A 14,559-nucleotide genomic window follows, 5' to 3' on the forward strand; every position below is an offset into this window, starting at 1 on the left:
ATTTCCCTTTTCCATCAATTTTGTTAATAATAAAAGAAAGAATCTTTTTAACTATAAGCAGAAAGAGGGTATCCATCATGACTCATACAGTCAGAATATATAATATAGTACCAAAAATTTTTGACAAACTTGATACGTATCGCAACAAAAAAATGCAGCAAGCCAAAGAATGTTGTCACCAATACGAAAAAGGCCATAAACCCTATCCTGATCTAAAAAACGAGGATATTGTTTCTTTCAACGCAAAATTCTTTGACGATCTCAGTTGAGACTGAAACCTAAAACCTTGTAAAAATTGCACGCTAAAAAAGTGATTCCTACCAGATACCGGAATCACTTTTTTTCATATGTTAATAAATTAAATGTTTGAGTGTCTGCAAGATCAAATCTGATTCGTGACAAACGGAATTTCTCCACCTGATCCAACTTTTGGAATAGTAATGTTTGGTTTTTTATAAACGCATACCAATGTATTGTTTTCATAGACAAAATAGCCAACTGGTCCAGACAGACAATCTTTAGGAATTAAGTACTGCTGTCCCCCGCCAATTCCATACGTTATATTTGCCTTACACTGTCCACCAGCAACTTCAATGAAATTGACTGATTCCGGTAACTTGATTTGATAAGCGGCAATAATCTGCCGATCACCCCATTCATTGTTTTTAAATACCTGTAATTTTTCGGCAAGCTCTCTAGCAGAATGTGCAGCCTGAAGCGTTTCTTGATTCGTATAAAAATCACTAGCACCGCCTGCAGTATAAAGAGCATAAACAAAATCCCCCTTCTTCAATTTAACTAATGCATAGTCATCTTGCTTATAGTTTTTGACTTGGTTTGATTTCGCTATATCGACAATGGTAGCAGTCTGATACGTGTATTCACCATTTGGATCTGAGTTATACACTGCATTTGCCGCAGTAATTGTACTACTGGAAAATACAAATAATAATGTTGCGAAAATAATTGATTGCAAACGTTTAGCTTTATCAACACTAATAATTCTAAACCAAGCCAGCCTTGCCCGTTGTGTTATTTTTGTAGTTGTCATTTTCATTCCTCCATTATTATAAATATATATATTTATAGAATACAGTTTACAGGGATCGACCGCAAGCCGCAAATTACTGTTACGACAGTAGCTTCGTCGATTTTTGCTGTTAAATTATACTTTGCCCTTTTCCATTCCTCCATAATATAACATTGTAATTAAAAACATAGTTTGGCACGAATATATTCATAACAGTTGTTTCTATTCATTATGTTAACTTTTTTATAATAAAAAATATAAAAAAAGCACACAAATGTTGAAAAATATTTCCATCAAAATTTGTGTGCTTTTATTATATTTATACTATCAGAAGATACTTTTATTTATTGTATTTTTTTCAGATGCCAAATAAATGCTGCATAATCTCCGTTGATTATTGGTGAAACCATTCCGGCAAATAGTTTGTCTCTTCCACCTGATCCATCAATATTCACATTACCAGAAACTGTATCTGGTACATTAAGCCCTACATACATGAGTTCGTCACCACCATATATGGTATCAGTCAGCCGATCTTGATATTGTCCGTTTGGATCAAGTCCTACAATACACAGACTAGTGAAATTAGGATTAGGCTCAGCACTCTGGCGGAAAAAGCTGACAACTGCTTCGCTTTTATCTTTAGATACAAAGGTCCAAGCGACTTCATTACCTTCAAATGGACTCTTCAAACGATAAAATTCCCCAAATTGAATAACTTTACGAATTTCCTTATAAAATGCAACTTGAGCTTTAATTTGTCTCTTTTCTCCATCACTAAGTTTCGTTAAATCGAGCTCATAACCATAATTTCCTCCCATAGCAGCAATACCACGTGTAGCAAATGGCGTAACACGCTGTACCTGATGATTTGGAACAGCAGAAACGTGACAGCCCATAGCAATATTAGGATAAACTAAGGACGTGCCATACTGAATTTTAAGCCGTTCCATCGCATCCGTATCATCACTAGTCCATGTTTGCGGCATGTAAGCAAGAATACCTGGATCAAAACGTCCGCCACCACCAGAGCAGCTTTCAAACAAGATATCTGGGAATTTTGCCGTAATCGTATCCATAATATAGTAAAGACCGAGCATATATCGATGAGCCGTTTCGCGTTGTCTCTGTGGGGGAAGTTTAGCTGAACCGATTTCCGTCATATTACGATTCATATCCCATTTCACATACTCAATATTGGCACTTTTTAATACATCACTAACAACTTTAATTATATAATCACACACGTCTTTCTGGGTGAGATCTAATATAAGCTGACGACGAGCTTGTGAACGGTTACGTCCATCAATATGCAAACACCAATCTGGATGCATTGTATATAATTTACTAATCGGACAAACCATTTCAGGCTCAAACCATATGCCGAATTTGAGTCCCATGTCATTAATCTCATCAACAAGCTTCTTTAACCCGCCGCTGAGTTTATTTTCATTAACAAACCAATCCCCCAGCGAACAAGTATCGCTGTCACGTTCACCGAACCAGCCATCATCTAAGACAAATAATTCAATGCCGAAAGTACTCGCCTGTTTCGCAATGGCTTTTATTTTGGTTTCATTAAAATCAAAATAAGTAGCTTCCCAGTTGTTTATTAGAATAGGCCGTTCTTTATCTCGCCAGGTACCACGCATCAAACGTTTGCTATAAAAGTTTTGAAAAACATGGGACATTCCTGTCAAACCTTTGTCCGAATAAACAAGAATTGCTTCTGGAGACTGGAACTCTTCACCTGATTCTAATAACCAAGCAAAATCAAATGGATTCATACCAATCTGCATTCTACTATTACCATACATGTCAACTTCTGTATTCGCTAAAAAATTGCCACTGTAGACCAGACTCATAGCATAAACCTCGCCGCTCTGTTCTGTCGTTTCTGGTCTGATCAATGCCAAAAATGGATTTTGCGCATGGCTGCTAGCACCTCTGCGACTTTCAATGCATTGTCCACCGCTGCGTAAAGGCGTACGGATGATATGGCGTTCTCTAGCCCAAGATCCAGAAAGTTGAATCATTTCAAATTTGTTTTCCTTAAAATCAACATTTGCACTCAGCACACGTTGTATTTTAATAGTATCCGTACTTTTATTAACAATTTTGACAGAACGAGCAATCGTATCATAACCATCAAAAACAGAAAAAGATAGTATTACTTCTACCGATTTAGCTGTATCGCACAAAATAATTTCTAAAGTCTGTGCTTCACTGTCATTTTCTACATACGTAGCAGGCAACCCCAGAAGCTTTTGTTTACCTGAAATAATTTTATGCGAAACATAACGAAAATCAGTAGCCGAAGTGCCATCTGCATATTCAAGTTCTACAGCAGGCGCACGCAAATCTGTAGATCCATATCCAGGATATTCCTGCGGTAAAGATTCCAAATGAAATTTCTCCACATTATCTGTATTAGCTAAAAAACTGCCCCAATCCTTCAGTCTAACAATATAGTCCAAATTATCAGCTCTAAGCTGGTGTCCCCAGTAGAGATGCAAAAGATGCCCTCTATCTAAGACTTTCATAATATAACTACTTTTGTTGCTTTTTAAATGAAAGGTTTTACTTTTCTCATCAAAAATAATCAATTCAATTTCTCCTCACAAACCGTATTGAAAGCAACCTATGCATCTACGGTAATAATAATTTTCCATTTCAAGAGCTTTAAGAAGATCTCTGGCGCATGCCCGTATCCTATTACAAGTCCATTCTCTTTTCTTGTGAATGATACTCTATCTAGTATATAATGTATGCTAGATGTATTTCTATGCTGATTGTTTCAAAAAATTGTCTTTATGTTGTATATCCTATCTAAAATCTATATTATGATTATGAAAGGATCTTTTATATGCGAGGTGAATTTCAGGAGTTTACTGCACAATCAAATCTAAGCCGTTCACTAACCTTATATTATGGAGGCTGGGAACACTGCTCCGCTTCACATGCCTTTGGCCCGGCTATTCGCCAACATTATCTTCTACATTACATTGTATCAGGAAAAGGGTCTTATTATGTGCACAACAAATGCTATCAACTAAAACAAAATGACGCCTTTTTGATTTGTCCGGGTGAGTCCACTTTTTATAAGGCTGATGAATCTGACCCTTGGGAATATTGTTGGATTAGTTTTGATGGCTATGAAGCGGCCGATATTTTAAAACGCTGCGGTTTATCAAAAAGTGCATTAATCTTTCATGATAAAAGCAACGGTAAACTACAAAACCTCTTACTTGACCTAATTTACCATTATGAAAACTTCACTAAGAATGAATATTCCACACTGAGCCAACTATATCAATGCTTTTCCTATATGCTTGAACAAGTCTCCCATATCAATGAAAAGTCTGCCTATATTGAAACTGCCATTGATTATATCTATCATAATTATAGTTACAATATAAAAATCACCGATATTGCAAAACATGTCAATCTTGACCGTACTTACCTATATCGTTTGTTTAAAGAGAGTTATAATATATCACCCCAGCAATATCTTTTACAATTCCGCTTACAAGTTGCTGTGAATATGTTAGAAACTACAAATGTAAGCATTACGGAAATTTCTTATTCCTGCGGTTTTAAAGATACGCCGACATTTTGTAAACATTTTAAAAAATTCTACTGTGATACACCCTTTCGCTACCGTAAAGAAAAACACATTGCTCTTGAAATAGAACAAAAAGCTTAACCAAACAATGCTTTGATTATGTTTTTTCTGATGGTATACCCCTAAGCAGAACAATGCCTCATCTTTACAATACCCATAAGAATCATTCTTGGGACATTGTAAAGATGAGGCATTATTTTCCTTGCGAGGATGATTGGTAATAGCTTCTAACCTTTTACAATTTAATTGTAACGCCTAAGTCAGCTTATTTCCGCCATAGATCACAGGCAATTTCATTTAAGGACTGTTTTGCTTCATCCGTTAGCGGTGTTAATGGTTCTTTACAGTTTTCCTGCATAGGTTTATTTAATTCCGCCATCGCCCATTTCATAACCGGATTGAACGGTGTATATACTTCATAAAATTTCATGCGTTTATCAATTTCCCGCTGCATTGTTTTAATTTTCTGGAGATCTTCCTGGCGCAAAGCTTCAACAACATTATGACAAAGTTCCGGATAGACATTGGATAAGGCTCCAATACAACCATTGCCGCCAGAAATAACGGCTGGAATACAATTGTTGTCATAACCCGTAAACACTTTAAAATCAGGATATTTACTCTTGATTTCCTGAATATATTTCTGTGTATGACGTAATACAGGATGTGTATCTTTCACACCAACGAAATTTTTATGTTTAATCAGAAGTCTTAAAATGGTATCGACGGATACATCATAGCCAGTACGATCCGCATAATTATATAAGAAAACATCCCCGTGAATTTGGTCCATAACTTCATCATAATAATGAAATACATCTTCCTGATTGCAAGCACTGTAATAAGGACCAACAATAATAACTGCATCAGCTCCAGCTTCAATCGCAATATTAGAAAGGGAAATCGTTTCCGATTTAGCCATCCGACCTGTACCAGCTAATACAAAACCTTTATGATTGATATGCTTCGCCGCATCGACAATCATCGCCTTGATTTCCTCATAGGTAAAAGCATAAAATTCACCGGCACTCCCGCCGACCAATACTCCGTCAATACCCGCCCCCAAAATTTGATCGTATAAATCATGCATTTCTTTATAATTTACGGTTCCATCTTCATTGATTGATGTTAAAATTGGACAAATATATTTACAATTCATTTAATTATCCCCTTCACAAATTTATTATATAAATCTACTTATTCATGCTTTCTTTATTGAGATCATAGACGAGCTTCATATCAGCCCACCACTCATGTTTAAAAGCGCCATCTATACGCATTTGGCAGGGGTCAGTTTCTTGCCACCATCTCTGTGTTTCAGCGTCTTGTGCCATCTTTGCCATATCGTATTCGAAATCATCCCCGCAGTACTCCATAATAGAAAAGAGTAAATCATCACGATTAAATATTTGATATTTCGTAATACCACATTCTTTTATCTTTTTATTTACACTAGCAAATGGATTTGCATGCAGCTTTTTATAATAATCTGCTTTTTCGGGACGAAGTCTGATTACACTGGCAAATATTTGCGGTTTATTAATTTGATAAAGCTTCTTGGTATTTTTACTAAAAAAGTCAGCATCATCACCAAAGTATTCCCTGACGGTTCGCAAATGTTCATCAAAGGATGAGTACAATTCAACAACCGGGAAGTTTGAAGCATACAGCAGTTTAGAAGCATCAAATTCACCCGTCAAAAAATCAAGCAGATTTTGTACAAAAACTTTATCCTCAGTAGCAAAACCAGAAACCTTACAATACACATTCGGTAGCTTAGCCAGCTTTTTCATGGCTCGTTTATAATCCGACGTCAGTTGTTTTACATTACCGCAATGATTGATCACAATTTTTGCCTTTGGAATCTGCGCTGCTGCCTGATACAAATCTTCCAGTTCTTCCACTCGATTACAACTCTCAAAAATCATATTTCGATCTACCAAAACTTCAAGCCCTTCAAGGAAACTTTGTTCTAAGCATCTCCCCCGCGGTGATGTATCAATATGGAGTGGCTCGCGAACACCAACAATTCCCATAGGAAGCCGCATGTGAGCACATAAATGTGGGGCCCGCATAATTCTGGCTAAAATCTTAGAACTCTTTAGATTAAAAATATACTCATCTTCCTGAATAGCAAGATCACAATCAACCTCTACAAAAACACCACCTTTAAAATCAACTTCATGTTTAGCGTAAACTTTGCATAAATCGTCAACGCTGAAGCTTTTTTTTATACCAGCGCATAAATCCAGCCATGGCAGATGTAATACATTCAAATCCCATATATGAAAGTGACTATCAACAACTTCTAGCATCCTATTATCTCCTTATACAATTTCTATTTCGAAAGGACTTTGCTTTTTATATAGCTTTGCAGCCTTTAAATCCATACCACGCAACAAATAAAAAGCAAGGTAAAAGAAGCAGATATCCAGCAGCAGTACCAAAATTGTCGGCAACATGCCCCATGAAAAATGGCATAATCGCTCCACCCACGATGCTCATAATAATTATACTGGAAGCCGTTTTAACAAGATTATCAGGAATTCTTACAACGCTTAAAGCAAAAATCGTGGGGAAACTAATTGACATAAAAAAGAAGGATGCGATCAACAAGAATATACTTAAACTGCCTGTGGCAAAATTCAAACAAACCATAAGAATAACATTTAGCAACGAATACAGTCCCAGAATGTTACCAGGGCTGAATTTTCTCATTAAAGGAGTGGTTATAATTCTTCCAACCATGAATGCTATTAATGCAATACCGAAGAAATAGGATGCTTTACTATCGGAAAGTCCATTCCAATGCTCAACACTGTAATTAATAAAAAATGCACCGGCACCGACCTGCGCCGCAATATATAAAAACTGTGCCAATGCACCAAGTCTGAAATGCTTATAGCTAAACAATTGGCGATATGACCCTGTGCCTTCTGAAGAATTTTCGCCGCCAGAAATTTCAGAGCCTTCCGGCATTTTTGTGACTAGAAATAAAAATAGCATGCATAAAACAATTGCTGCAATACCAATGTAAACCAACTGAACATTATGCATATTCTGCGCTATATCATTGCTTTGAGCGATCGAAAAAAATAATGTCCCCCCTATGATTGGTCCGATAAACTGACCAACACCATTAAAGCTTTGGGCAATATTGATACGCAAGGCTGCCCCTTCATCACGACCAAGTTTGGTAATATATGGATTCGCATTTGTTTCCAAACTGCCAAGACCACAGGCAATAACAAAAAATGCACATAAAAAGATAGGAAAACTGTGGGCATTACTTGCCGGAACTATAAGCAAGGCACCTAATGCATAAAGGAAAAGCCCCATGATAATTCCGCCTTTAAACCCAAATCGCTTTGCTACCATTGATGCCGGCGTAGCGATGACAAAATATCCGCCAAAATAAGCTGCCTGCAGCAAACCGGATGTTGCTTTTGTAATACCCAACTGATTTTGGAAATTTTTATTCATAACATCAATCAAGCCATAACTTAGCCCCCAAAGAAAGAACAGTACGGTAACCAAACAAGCTGCTATCTTAATATTTTTACTGCTGCTATTGTCACTCATTATTTTGCCTCCTTAACTCAATGCTCTATCTATATGAACATAACCACCATCCACAAAAACCCACTGAGCCGTGGTATGCGATGAAAGGGGCGACAGTAGAAAAACTGCCATATCTGCAATTTCTTCAATCGATGTAAACCTCTGTTCAAAGGGGATTTTATCCGCAATAATCTTTTTTCTTGCCTGAGGATCATCAAACGATTGAATCCAATTTGTATATAACGGAGTCCAGCATTCGCTGACTACAATCGCATTACTTCGTACATGATCCTTTGCCAAAGCAGCAGCCCACTCCCGTGTCAATCCCAAAATCGCCCCTTTTGCTGCCGCATAGGCGCTGGTTTTCCCCTGTCCCGTAAGAGCTGTCTTAGATGAAATATTTAAAATTGCTCCATGGCTGTCTTTAAGATGCTGCACAGCCGAATGAACAAGTGCATAATAATGTGTCAAATTCCCGTGCAGGCTCTTTTCAAATTCTTGCCAAGACGTTGTTTCTAAATCTTTATTATCATTTGCACCAGCATTATTTACGATACCGTAAATCGATCCCCAGCGTTTAACCACAGCCTCAACAATCGGTTGAATTTTATCCGTTTCATTCAAATCAACCTGAATAAATTCATACTGTTTTGTCAATCCTTCCAACTTTTCTTTGAATTCCGGCAAAATTGCCGACCGAGAAAGAATAATAGGAATCGCTCCTTCTCTGGCCAGAGCAAGTGTAATACCGCTCCCTATACCTTTCCCACCACCTGTTACAAAAATGACCTTTTCTTTTAATTGCAAATCCATATCGTTTAACCTCCATCTAAAATATATTAAACTGTTGTAGCGAGCCGCCAAATCGAAAAATCATTTTGTTGATTCAGCTCCGCTTTGGTAAGGGTTCCATTGCTTACCGACACAATAAAATCTAAAATTTCTTCACCCACGTCTTGAAGATTCTTTGTCCCATCGATTACAGTCCCTGCATTCAAATCTATGGAATCATTCATCGTCTGAAATACCGCTGAATTTGATGCTAATTTTATTGTCGGTGTAATGGCACTTCCCGTTGGGGTTCCAAGTCCTGTGGTGAACACGCAAATATTACACCCACCAGCCACCATACCACTTAGCTGCTCTATGTCATTACCCGGTGTATTCATAAAAGTGAGACCTTTATCCGTTATCTGTTTGGCGTATCCTTTCACTGCCACAACCGGTTGATTCCCTGCTTTGTAGATACAGCCCAATGATTTTTCCTCAATGCTGCTCAATCCGCCTTCAATATTTCCCGGACTTGGATTGGCACCACGCATATCGGCATGTGATTTTATTACGCTGTCTTCAAAACCCTTAATCGTGTTCAGGATTTCTTCTTTTACGCTATTATTTACCGCTCTACTGGCTAGAATATGTTCCGCACCGATCAGTTCTGTTGTTTCAGCCAAGATTACACTGCCACCATGCTGTATAACCATATCGGAAGCTTTGCCAAGACCTGGGTTTGCGCTAAGACCTGAAAAACTATCACTGCCGCCGCACTCCGTACCCAAGACTACATCTGACAAATTCCCTTCGCTTTTTTCCATTTTCATTGCTTCGGTCAGCATTTTTTTGACAATTTGTATTCCTTTTTCAATGCTCTTGCCAACACCGCCCACTTCCTGAATCGTAAAACACTCTATGTTTTTATAGGGCGCTCTGTCTCTAATTTCCTCTGCAACGGCTTTTGCAGGAACGCCCTCACACCCAAGACCTACCACTAAAACACTGTGAACGTTCGGGTTAGCTCCCGTTCCGACGAGGACATCCTGTGTTTGTCTTGCATCATAATTTAATTCGCTGCATCCATGCTGGTGCGTAACATAAACCACATTCGTTTCATCATTTTTGACTTCATCACTATACGTTATAGCATTCGCTATCCTTTCAACCACTTTATTGGCACAATGTACGCTGGGAATCACTAAAATGTGATTTCTAAAGCCAAAGCTTCCATCACTTCGTCTATATCCCTTAAGATTATATGTTTTATCATTTTGCGCAATCGCTGATTGACCATAAACCTTCTGTTTAATGTCTCTTACGCTGCTGTCCGTATCACCTCTGCCGCGTTCACTTTCAATATTATGTATATGTACCCATTCCCCAGCTTTAATATCACAGCTTGCAATACCGATGTGCGCAGCATATTTTATAATGGGCTCACCTTTTTTTATAGCCAGCGTTGCAAACTTATGGCCTTTACGAATATCTTGAAGAACAGTTACGCCAAGAGCAGCATCATTTTTTTTGAGAATTTCTAATGCGGTTGCCACATTATCCATTTCACTCACGTGAATTGCATTCATTTGACTATCCCCTTTCTTTTGTTCGTATATATTAACTTTGTTTGTATATACTTACTTTTACCATTATAATAGCAAATCAAATATGAATTGTCAAGAATTTAATGAAAATTCAATTAATACTTTACATAAAAAATATCGCACAACAGTTGGCTGTATAAATACAGTCCGCTGTTGTGCGATATTTTTATCATTACGCATACATTTAAAAATTTTTATCTAAACACTTGAAAATATTTCGTTTCAATCAGAAAACATATTTGCTTTCATCGGCAGTAACACAAGTTCTTTTTCAATCAGTTCAGCATGAAGTTTTAAAACAGCCAAAATTTGCTGGATTTTTTCCGGCGTAGAACGAAATATAGGAAGACTAACACTAATGGATGCTAGAACCTTATCTGCTATTTTAATAGGAACAGCCAGACACTCTATATCAATATTCGTTTCACCTCTTTCGTGAGCATATCCATTAGTTCTTACTGCCGCAAGTTGCAAAAACAGTGCTTCAAAATCCGGTGTAGTTCGTATCGTATATTTTATAAATTCATCTGGATAAAGTTCCATAATCTCCGCATTCGTTAATCCACTAAGAAGACATTTTCCGAGAGCTGTTGCATAGGCAGCAATTGTCTTGCCCGCAGACGATTCGATCCGTATGGCCTGATTCGGTTCCATCTTTTCTACATAAAGTACGTCTCCTCCATCTAATATACCAAGCTGGCATATTTCATCACAAGCCGTCATAATATCTCTCATATGCGGCTTAAGAATATTTAAATAATTCAACGAATGTACATAAGCATAGCCTAATTTAAAACAATTCTTTCCAATTGTAATTCGTGAACCAAAATTTTGGAGAAAGCCTTCCTGTAAAAGCGTCATGACGATAGGGTGCAATGTTCCCTTGGCAATGTCGGTACGCCTTGAAATTTCAGCAAAAGTAATTCCATCGACACTGTTATATACAGCATCAAAAATCTGCAAGACTCTAAGCGTTGGATTGTGTAATGTAATTTTATTCATATTCACATTATAGCGAATTAATTATTTATTGTAAAGTTTGCAGCAACAACAACGCTTCAACTAGGACACTTTATATAGCAACTTCTGCAAAATTAACACTTTAATTTTACACAGGAATAATTTTCTTCACCTATGCAAGTGCCGGATAGGTAAACAACAAAAAATGGGTTAAATTCAAACAAAAATGTGCCAATATACTAGCCTCAATGTGATTGGTTTTCTGATAAATCCATCCATATCCCAATCCTGCAAAAGTACCCCATATACTATAGCTAATTCCTCCTGCATAGTGAGCAAAGCCAAAAAGCAGCGAGGCAATGATAACAGCCATAACATTTCCCCACCGAAAACCCTTAAAAACAGCAACAAGGTTTTTCTGAATAAATCCACGGAAAAATCCCTCTTCAGCCGTACATACAAGCAATAAATTTGTTATCAGCCAAATAGGTAAACTCTCTGGCAGCTTCGGATCAAAACGAACCTTATCGGCAATAAGGGCAAAAAATACAAGAAGTATAATAAGCAGTCCTATTTTAGGAAAAGTTTGTTTTAACATAGCAAGCCATTCTTTTTTATGGAACAGTAACCGCTGCGTTAAGCCCAAAATAAGTAACCCAACTACCGTTTTATCAAAATTAATATAGAGTGTAAAAGGAACAGCTTCTTTACTAATATATACATCAGATAAAACTTTCAGATTATAAAAACAAGGGATTTTATGTGCACCGAGAGCGTAAGCCAAAAAGCAAACTATAATTCCAGCAAAGACGCGTTTTGAACACCTATATTGACTTTCGGTATATTGCACAGCATAAGCTAATAAAATAATGACAAAAATAGCATACACTTCGATTTGGCCGCTCATCAAGCCTAAAATACAGGCCAAACTAAAAGCAATACTCCATGCTGGAATTCTAAGTTTGCAAGGAAACCATAATAATAAAACTGCTATATAGAGAAGACTATAGCACACAATAGTTGTCCACGATATCATATCTGTCAACATCATAAATTTAGTTCCATTTCCTTTATCCCTTTTTTAACTCTTCATATTTAACAAATTTTAAATGTACATATGTCAAGTGTGGTTCGCGTATTGCTAGAAGAACTAGCTTCGCAATACCTCCTATATCGTGCTTCAATAAAATGCCTCTATTTTTGAAACAACTTTCTCATTTCTGGCAAAACACTTCAATTCCCTTAAGGGCAAATGCTTTCAAATCCTCTATCAAGTCTTCTTCACTATAACGGACAGGCAGTAATTTTATAACTTCTGTATTATTGCTACGTACCAAAAAAGTCAATGCAAAAGGCGCCATTGTACTCAAAATACAACTGTAAAGCTTCGGATTGTTTTTAGATAAGCCTGTGTATCCACTGAAAATTTTCACCACAATATTGAGTTTTGGAATTGCATTTTCTGATAAGATTTTCGCAATAAATGGAGAAGGATTCATCAATTCTCTAGCCCAAACCTTGATTTGCCAGCATTCTTTTTTCCATACATTCAAAATGAATGTATCTAAAAACTGAACCAGCTTTTCCTTTGCCGATATGTTTTTTTCTTCTATTTCCTGCAATTCCTTAATATTCAACAGGTATCGGTGAACCTCTTCCAAAACAGCCACATAGAGGCCATCATGACTTCCAAAATGGTAGTTAATGGCTGCACTATTTGCTTTAGCCCTTTCACAAATATTTTTACTCGTTGTCTTTTCATAACCTTGCTCTGCGATCAACTTTCCTGCTACATCGATGAGGAGTGCCTTTGTTGCATTCCCATCTCCTCGCAGCATATTATTTTTTACATGTTTAATTTTCTTCATGAAATTCACCTTTTCTTGCATTATTCACACTAATTTATTACGGAACAACCAGCCTGCCAAAGGCAAGGTCACTGCAGCGACTACAAGCATTGGCAAGAAATTGAACGCAATTTCCCCCGTTGTACAGCCTTCCAAATAAATCCGACGAATCGATTCAAGCGCAAAACGCAGCGGATCGGCATAGGTCAGTATTTGTAGAGTATAGGGCATATTGTGCACCGGAGTTGCCAGCCCAGATAATAATACCATAGGCAGCAATAAAACAAAACTATAAACCATGACCTGCTGCATACTAGATGATATTGCCGAGATGGAAAGACCTATACCGGTACAACTCAGGGTAAATATAATCAATGTTAAATAAAGGGGAAATATTGACCCCGCCATCGGTATTTTAAACCAAAACCGGCAAATCAGCAAGACGATTGTTGCTTGTGTCAATCCCACGATAAGAGGTGGCACTGCTTTCCCAATGAGAATTTCTGCTGGAGAAAGTGGCGTAACAAGCAATTGATCAAATGTTCCTTGTTCTCTTTCTCTGGCAACAGACAAGCCTGATAAAAGCAAAACCTGAATCAGACTCAAGAGTCCCATTAAGCCCGGCAAAAAATTCCAACGCGTAATGAGATTTGGATTATACCAAGTAACGGTTTCCAGTCGTATCGCATCGAGATTTCCACCCCAGGTTCGATTAAAATCATCCACGATACGATTTAAATATCCGCTGGCAACGGATGCCGTCATCGTATTGCGGCCATCTGTAATAACCTGAATATTTCCCCTTCCCCCTTTTTCTAAATGACTTGCAAAATCAGGTTCAATATGGATCACCATCAAAGCCTTTCCCGAGTCAATGACATCTGCAATCTCATTGGCATTTGCCAGGGTTTCAACCCGGTAAAAAACCTTCGTCCCATCCAATTTTGCTAAAAAATCCACAGACGCCTGACTATGACTTTGATCTACGCAGGCATAAGGCACTTGCTCTAAATTGTACGTAGCTGCATACCCAAACAAAATACTCTGAACAATTACAGGTACAATTAAAATGGCCCGTGTCGATGGGTCTTTTAATGTCGATAACATTTCTTTTTGACAAATCCACTTGAGTCTCCATAAAAATGCATATATATACTCCAT

The 14,559-nt window shown here is 37.5% G+C and carries 12 protein-coding genes; 1 reads left to right on the plus strand and 11 read right to left on the minus strand.

The features are described from left to right. Nucleotides 1-382: 382 nt before the first annotated feature. Nucleotides 383-1,051: a hypothetical protein gene (locus F606_RS0114585; RefSeq protein WP_019554623.1), complete on the minus strand. Its 669-nt coding sequence runs from the start codon at nucleotides 1,049-1,051 to the stop codon at nucleotides 383-385. A 323-nt stretch (nucleotides 1,052-1,374) separates the two neighbouring features. Further along, complete coding sequence (locus F606_RS0114590) at nucleotides 1,375-3,636, minus strand: alpha-galactosidase (protein ID WP_019554624.1); 2,262 nt, start codon at nucleotides 3,634-3,636, stop codon at nucleotides 1,375-1,377. 260 nt (nucleotides 3,637-3,896) lie between these two features. Here F606_RS0114590 and F606_RS0114595 point away from each other — a divergent pair, with 260 nt between their 5' ends. After that, nucleotides 3,897-4,736, plus strand: coding sequence for an AraC family transcriptional regulator (locus F606_RS0114595; RefSeq protein ID WP_019554625.1), 840 nt, complete (start codon nucleotides 3,897-3,899; stop codon nucleotides 4,734-4,736). A 184-nt stretch (nucleotides 4,737-4,920) separates the two neighbouring features. Here F606_RS0114595 and F606_RS0114600 read toward each other — a convergent pair whose 3' ends face one another. From F606_RS0114600 to F606_RS0114645, 9 genes are all read right to left on the minus strand, one after another. Next, on the minus strand, nucleotides 4,921-5,814 hold the full coding sequence (locus F606_RS0114600) for a dihydrodipicolinate synthase family protein (RefSeq protein WP_019554626.1): 894 nt from the start codon (nucleotides 5,812-5,814) through the stop codon (nucleotides 4,921-4,923). Nucleotides 5,815-5,848: 34 nt separating this feature from the next. After that, the gene (locus F606_RS0114605; RefSeq protein ID WP_019554627.1) at nucleotides 5,849-6,970 is read right to left on the minus strand and encodes an L-rhamnose mutarotase; all 1,122 of its coding nucleotides are present in this window, start codon (nucleotides 6,968-6,970) and stop codon (nucleotides 5,849-5,851) included. Between the two features lie 46 nt (nucleotides 6,971-7,016). Further along, nucleotides 7,017-8,237 carry a sugar MFS transporter gene (locus tag F606_RS0114610; protein WP_019554628.1) on the minus strand — a complete coding sequence of 407 codons (1,221 nt, stop codon included), beginning with the start codon at nucleotides 8,235-8,237 and terminating at the stop codon, nucleotides 7,017-7,019. A 12-nt stretch (nucleotides 8,238-8,249) separates the two neighbouring features. Continuing rightward, entirely contained in the window at nucleotides 8,250-9,029 is a 780-nt protein-coding gene (locus tag F606_RS0114615; protein WP_019554629.1) for an SDR family oxidoreductase, read from the minus strand. Between the two features lie 26 nt (nucleotides 9,030-9,055). Then, nucleotides 9,056-10,573: a UxaA family hydrolase gene (locus F606_RS0114620; protein ID WP_019554630.1), complete on the minus strand. Its 1,518-nt coding sequence runs from the start codon at nucleotides 10,571-10,573 to the stop codon at nucleotides 9,056-9,058. A 240-nt stretch (nucleotides 10,574-10,813) separates the two neighbouring features. Next, nucleotides 10,814-11,593, minus strand: a complete 780-nt coding sequence (locus F606_RS0114625; protein WP_019554631.1) for an IclR family transcriptional regulator — start codon at nucleotides 11,591-11,593, stop codon at nucleotides 10,814-10,816. Nucleotides 11,594-11,723: 130 nt separating this feature from the next. After that, on the minus strand, nucleotides 11,724-12,602 hold the full coding sequence (locus tag F606_RS22390) for a CPBP family intramembrane glutamic endopeptidase (protein WP_019554632.1): 879 nt from the start codon (nucleotides 12,600-12,602) through the stop codon (nucleotides 11,724-11,726). Nucleotides 12,603-12,765: 163 nt separating this feature from the next. After that, nucleotides 12,766-13,419: a TetR/AcrR family transcriptional regulator gene (locus tag F606_RS0114640; protein ID WP_019554634.1), complete on the minus strand. Its 654-nt coding sequence runs from the start codon at nucleotides 13,417-13,419 to the stop codon at nucleotides 12,766-12,768. Nucleotides 13,420-13,443: 24 nt separating this feature from the next. Beyond that, complete coding sequence (locus F606_RS0114645; RefSeq protein WP_019554635.1) at nucleotides 13,444-14,559, minus strand: ABC transporter permease; 1,116 nt, start codon at nucleotides 14,557-14,559, stop codon at nucleotides 13,444-13,446.

The organism is Propionispira raffinosivorans DSM 20765 (assembly GCF_000381065.1).
Classification (GTDB): Bacteria; Bacillota; Negativicutes; order Selenomonadales; family Selenomonadaceae; genus Propionispira; species Propionispira raffinosivorans.

What these genes read in the sequence shown, in the direction of transcription:
- F606_RS0114585 (WP_019554623.1), bottom strand. Translation starts at nt 1,051, where the DNA reads ATGACAACTACAAAAATAACACAACGGGCAAGGCTGGCTTGGTTTAGA.
- F606_RS0114595 (WP_019554625.1), top strand. Translation starts at nt 3,897, where the DNA reads ATGCGAGGTGAATTTCAGGAGTTTACTGCACAATCAAATCTAAGCCGT.
- F606_RS0114600 (WP_019554626.1), bottom strand. Translation starts at nt 5,814, where the DNA reads ATGAATTGTAAATATATTTGTCCAATTTTAACATCAATCAATGAAGAT.
- F606_RS0114605 (WP_019554627.1), bottom strand. Translation starts at nt 6,970, where the DNA reads ATGCTAGAAGTTGTTGATAGTCACTTTCATATATGGGATTTGAATGTA.
- F606_RS0114610 (WP_019554628.1), bottom strand. Translation starts at nt 8,237, where the DNA reads ATGAGTGACAATAGCAGCAGTAAAAATATTAAGATAGCAGCTTGTTTG.
- F606_RS0114615 (WP_019554629.1), bottom strand. Translation starts at nt 9,029, where the DNA reads ATGGATTTGCAATTAAAAGAAAAGGTCATTTTTGTAACAGGTGGTGGG.
- F606_RS0114620 (WP_019554630.1), bottom strand. Translation starts at nt 10,573, where the DNA reads ATGAATGCAATTCACGTGAGTGAAATGGATAATGTGGCAACCGCATTA.
- F606_RS0114625 (WP_019554631.1), bottom strand. Translation starts at nt 11,593, where the DNA reads ATGAATAAAATTACATTACACAATCCAACGCTTAGAGTCTTGCAGATT.
- F606_RS22390 (WP_019554632.1), bottom strand. Translation starts at nt 12,602, where the DNA reads ATGATGTTGACAGATATGATATCGTGGACAACTATTGTGTGCTATAGT.
- F606_RS0114640 (WP_019554634.1), bottom strand. Translation starts at nt 13,419, where the DNA reads ATGAAGAAAATTAAACATGTAAAAAATAATATGCTGCGAGGAGATGGG.
- F606_RS0114645 (WP_019554635.1), bottom strand. Translation starts at nt 14,559, where the DNA reads ATGGAGTATATATATGCATTTTTATGGAGACTCAAGTGGATTTGTCAA.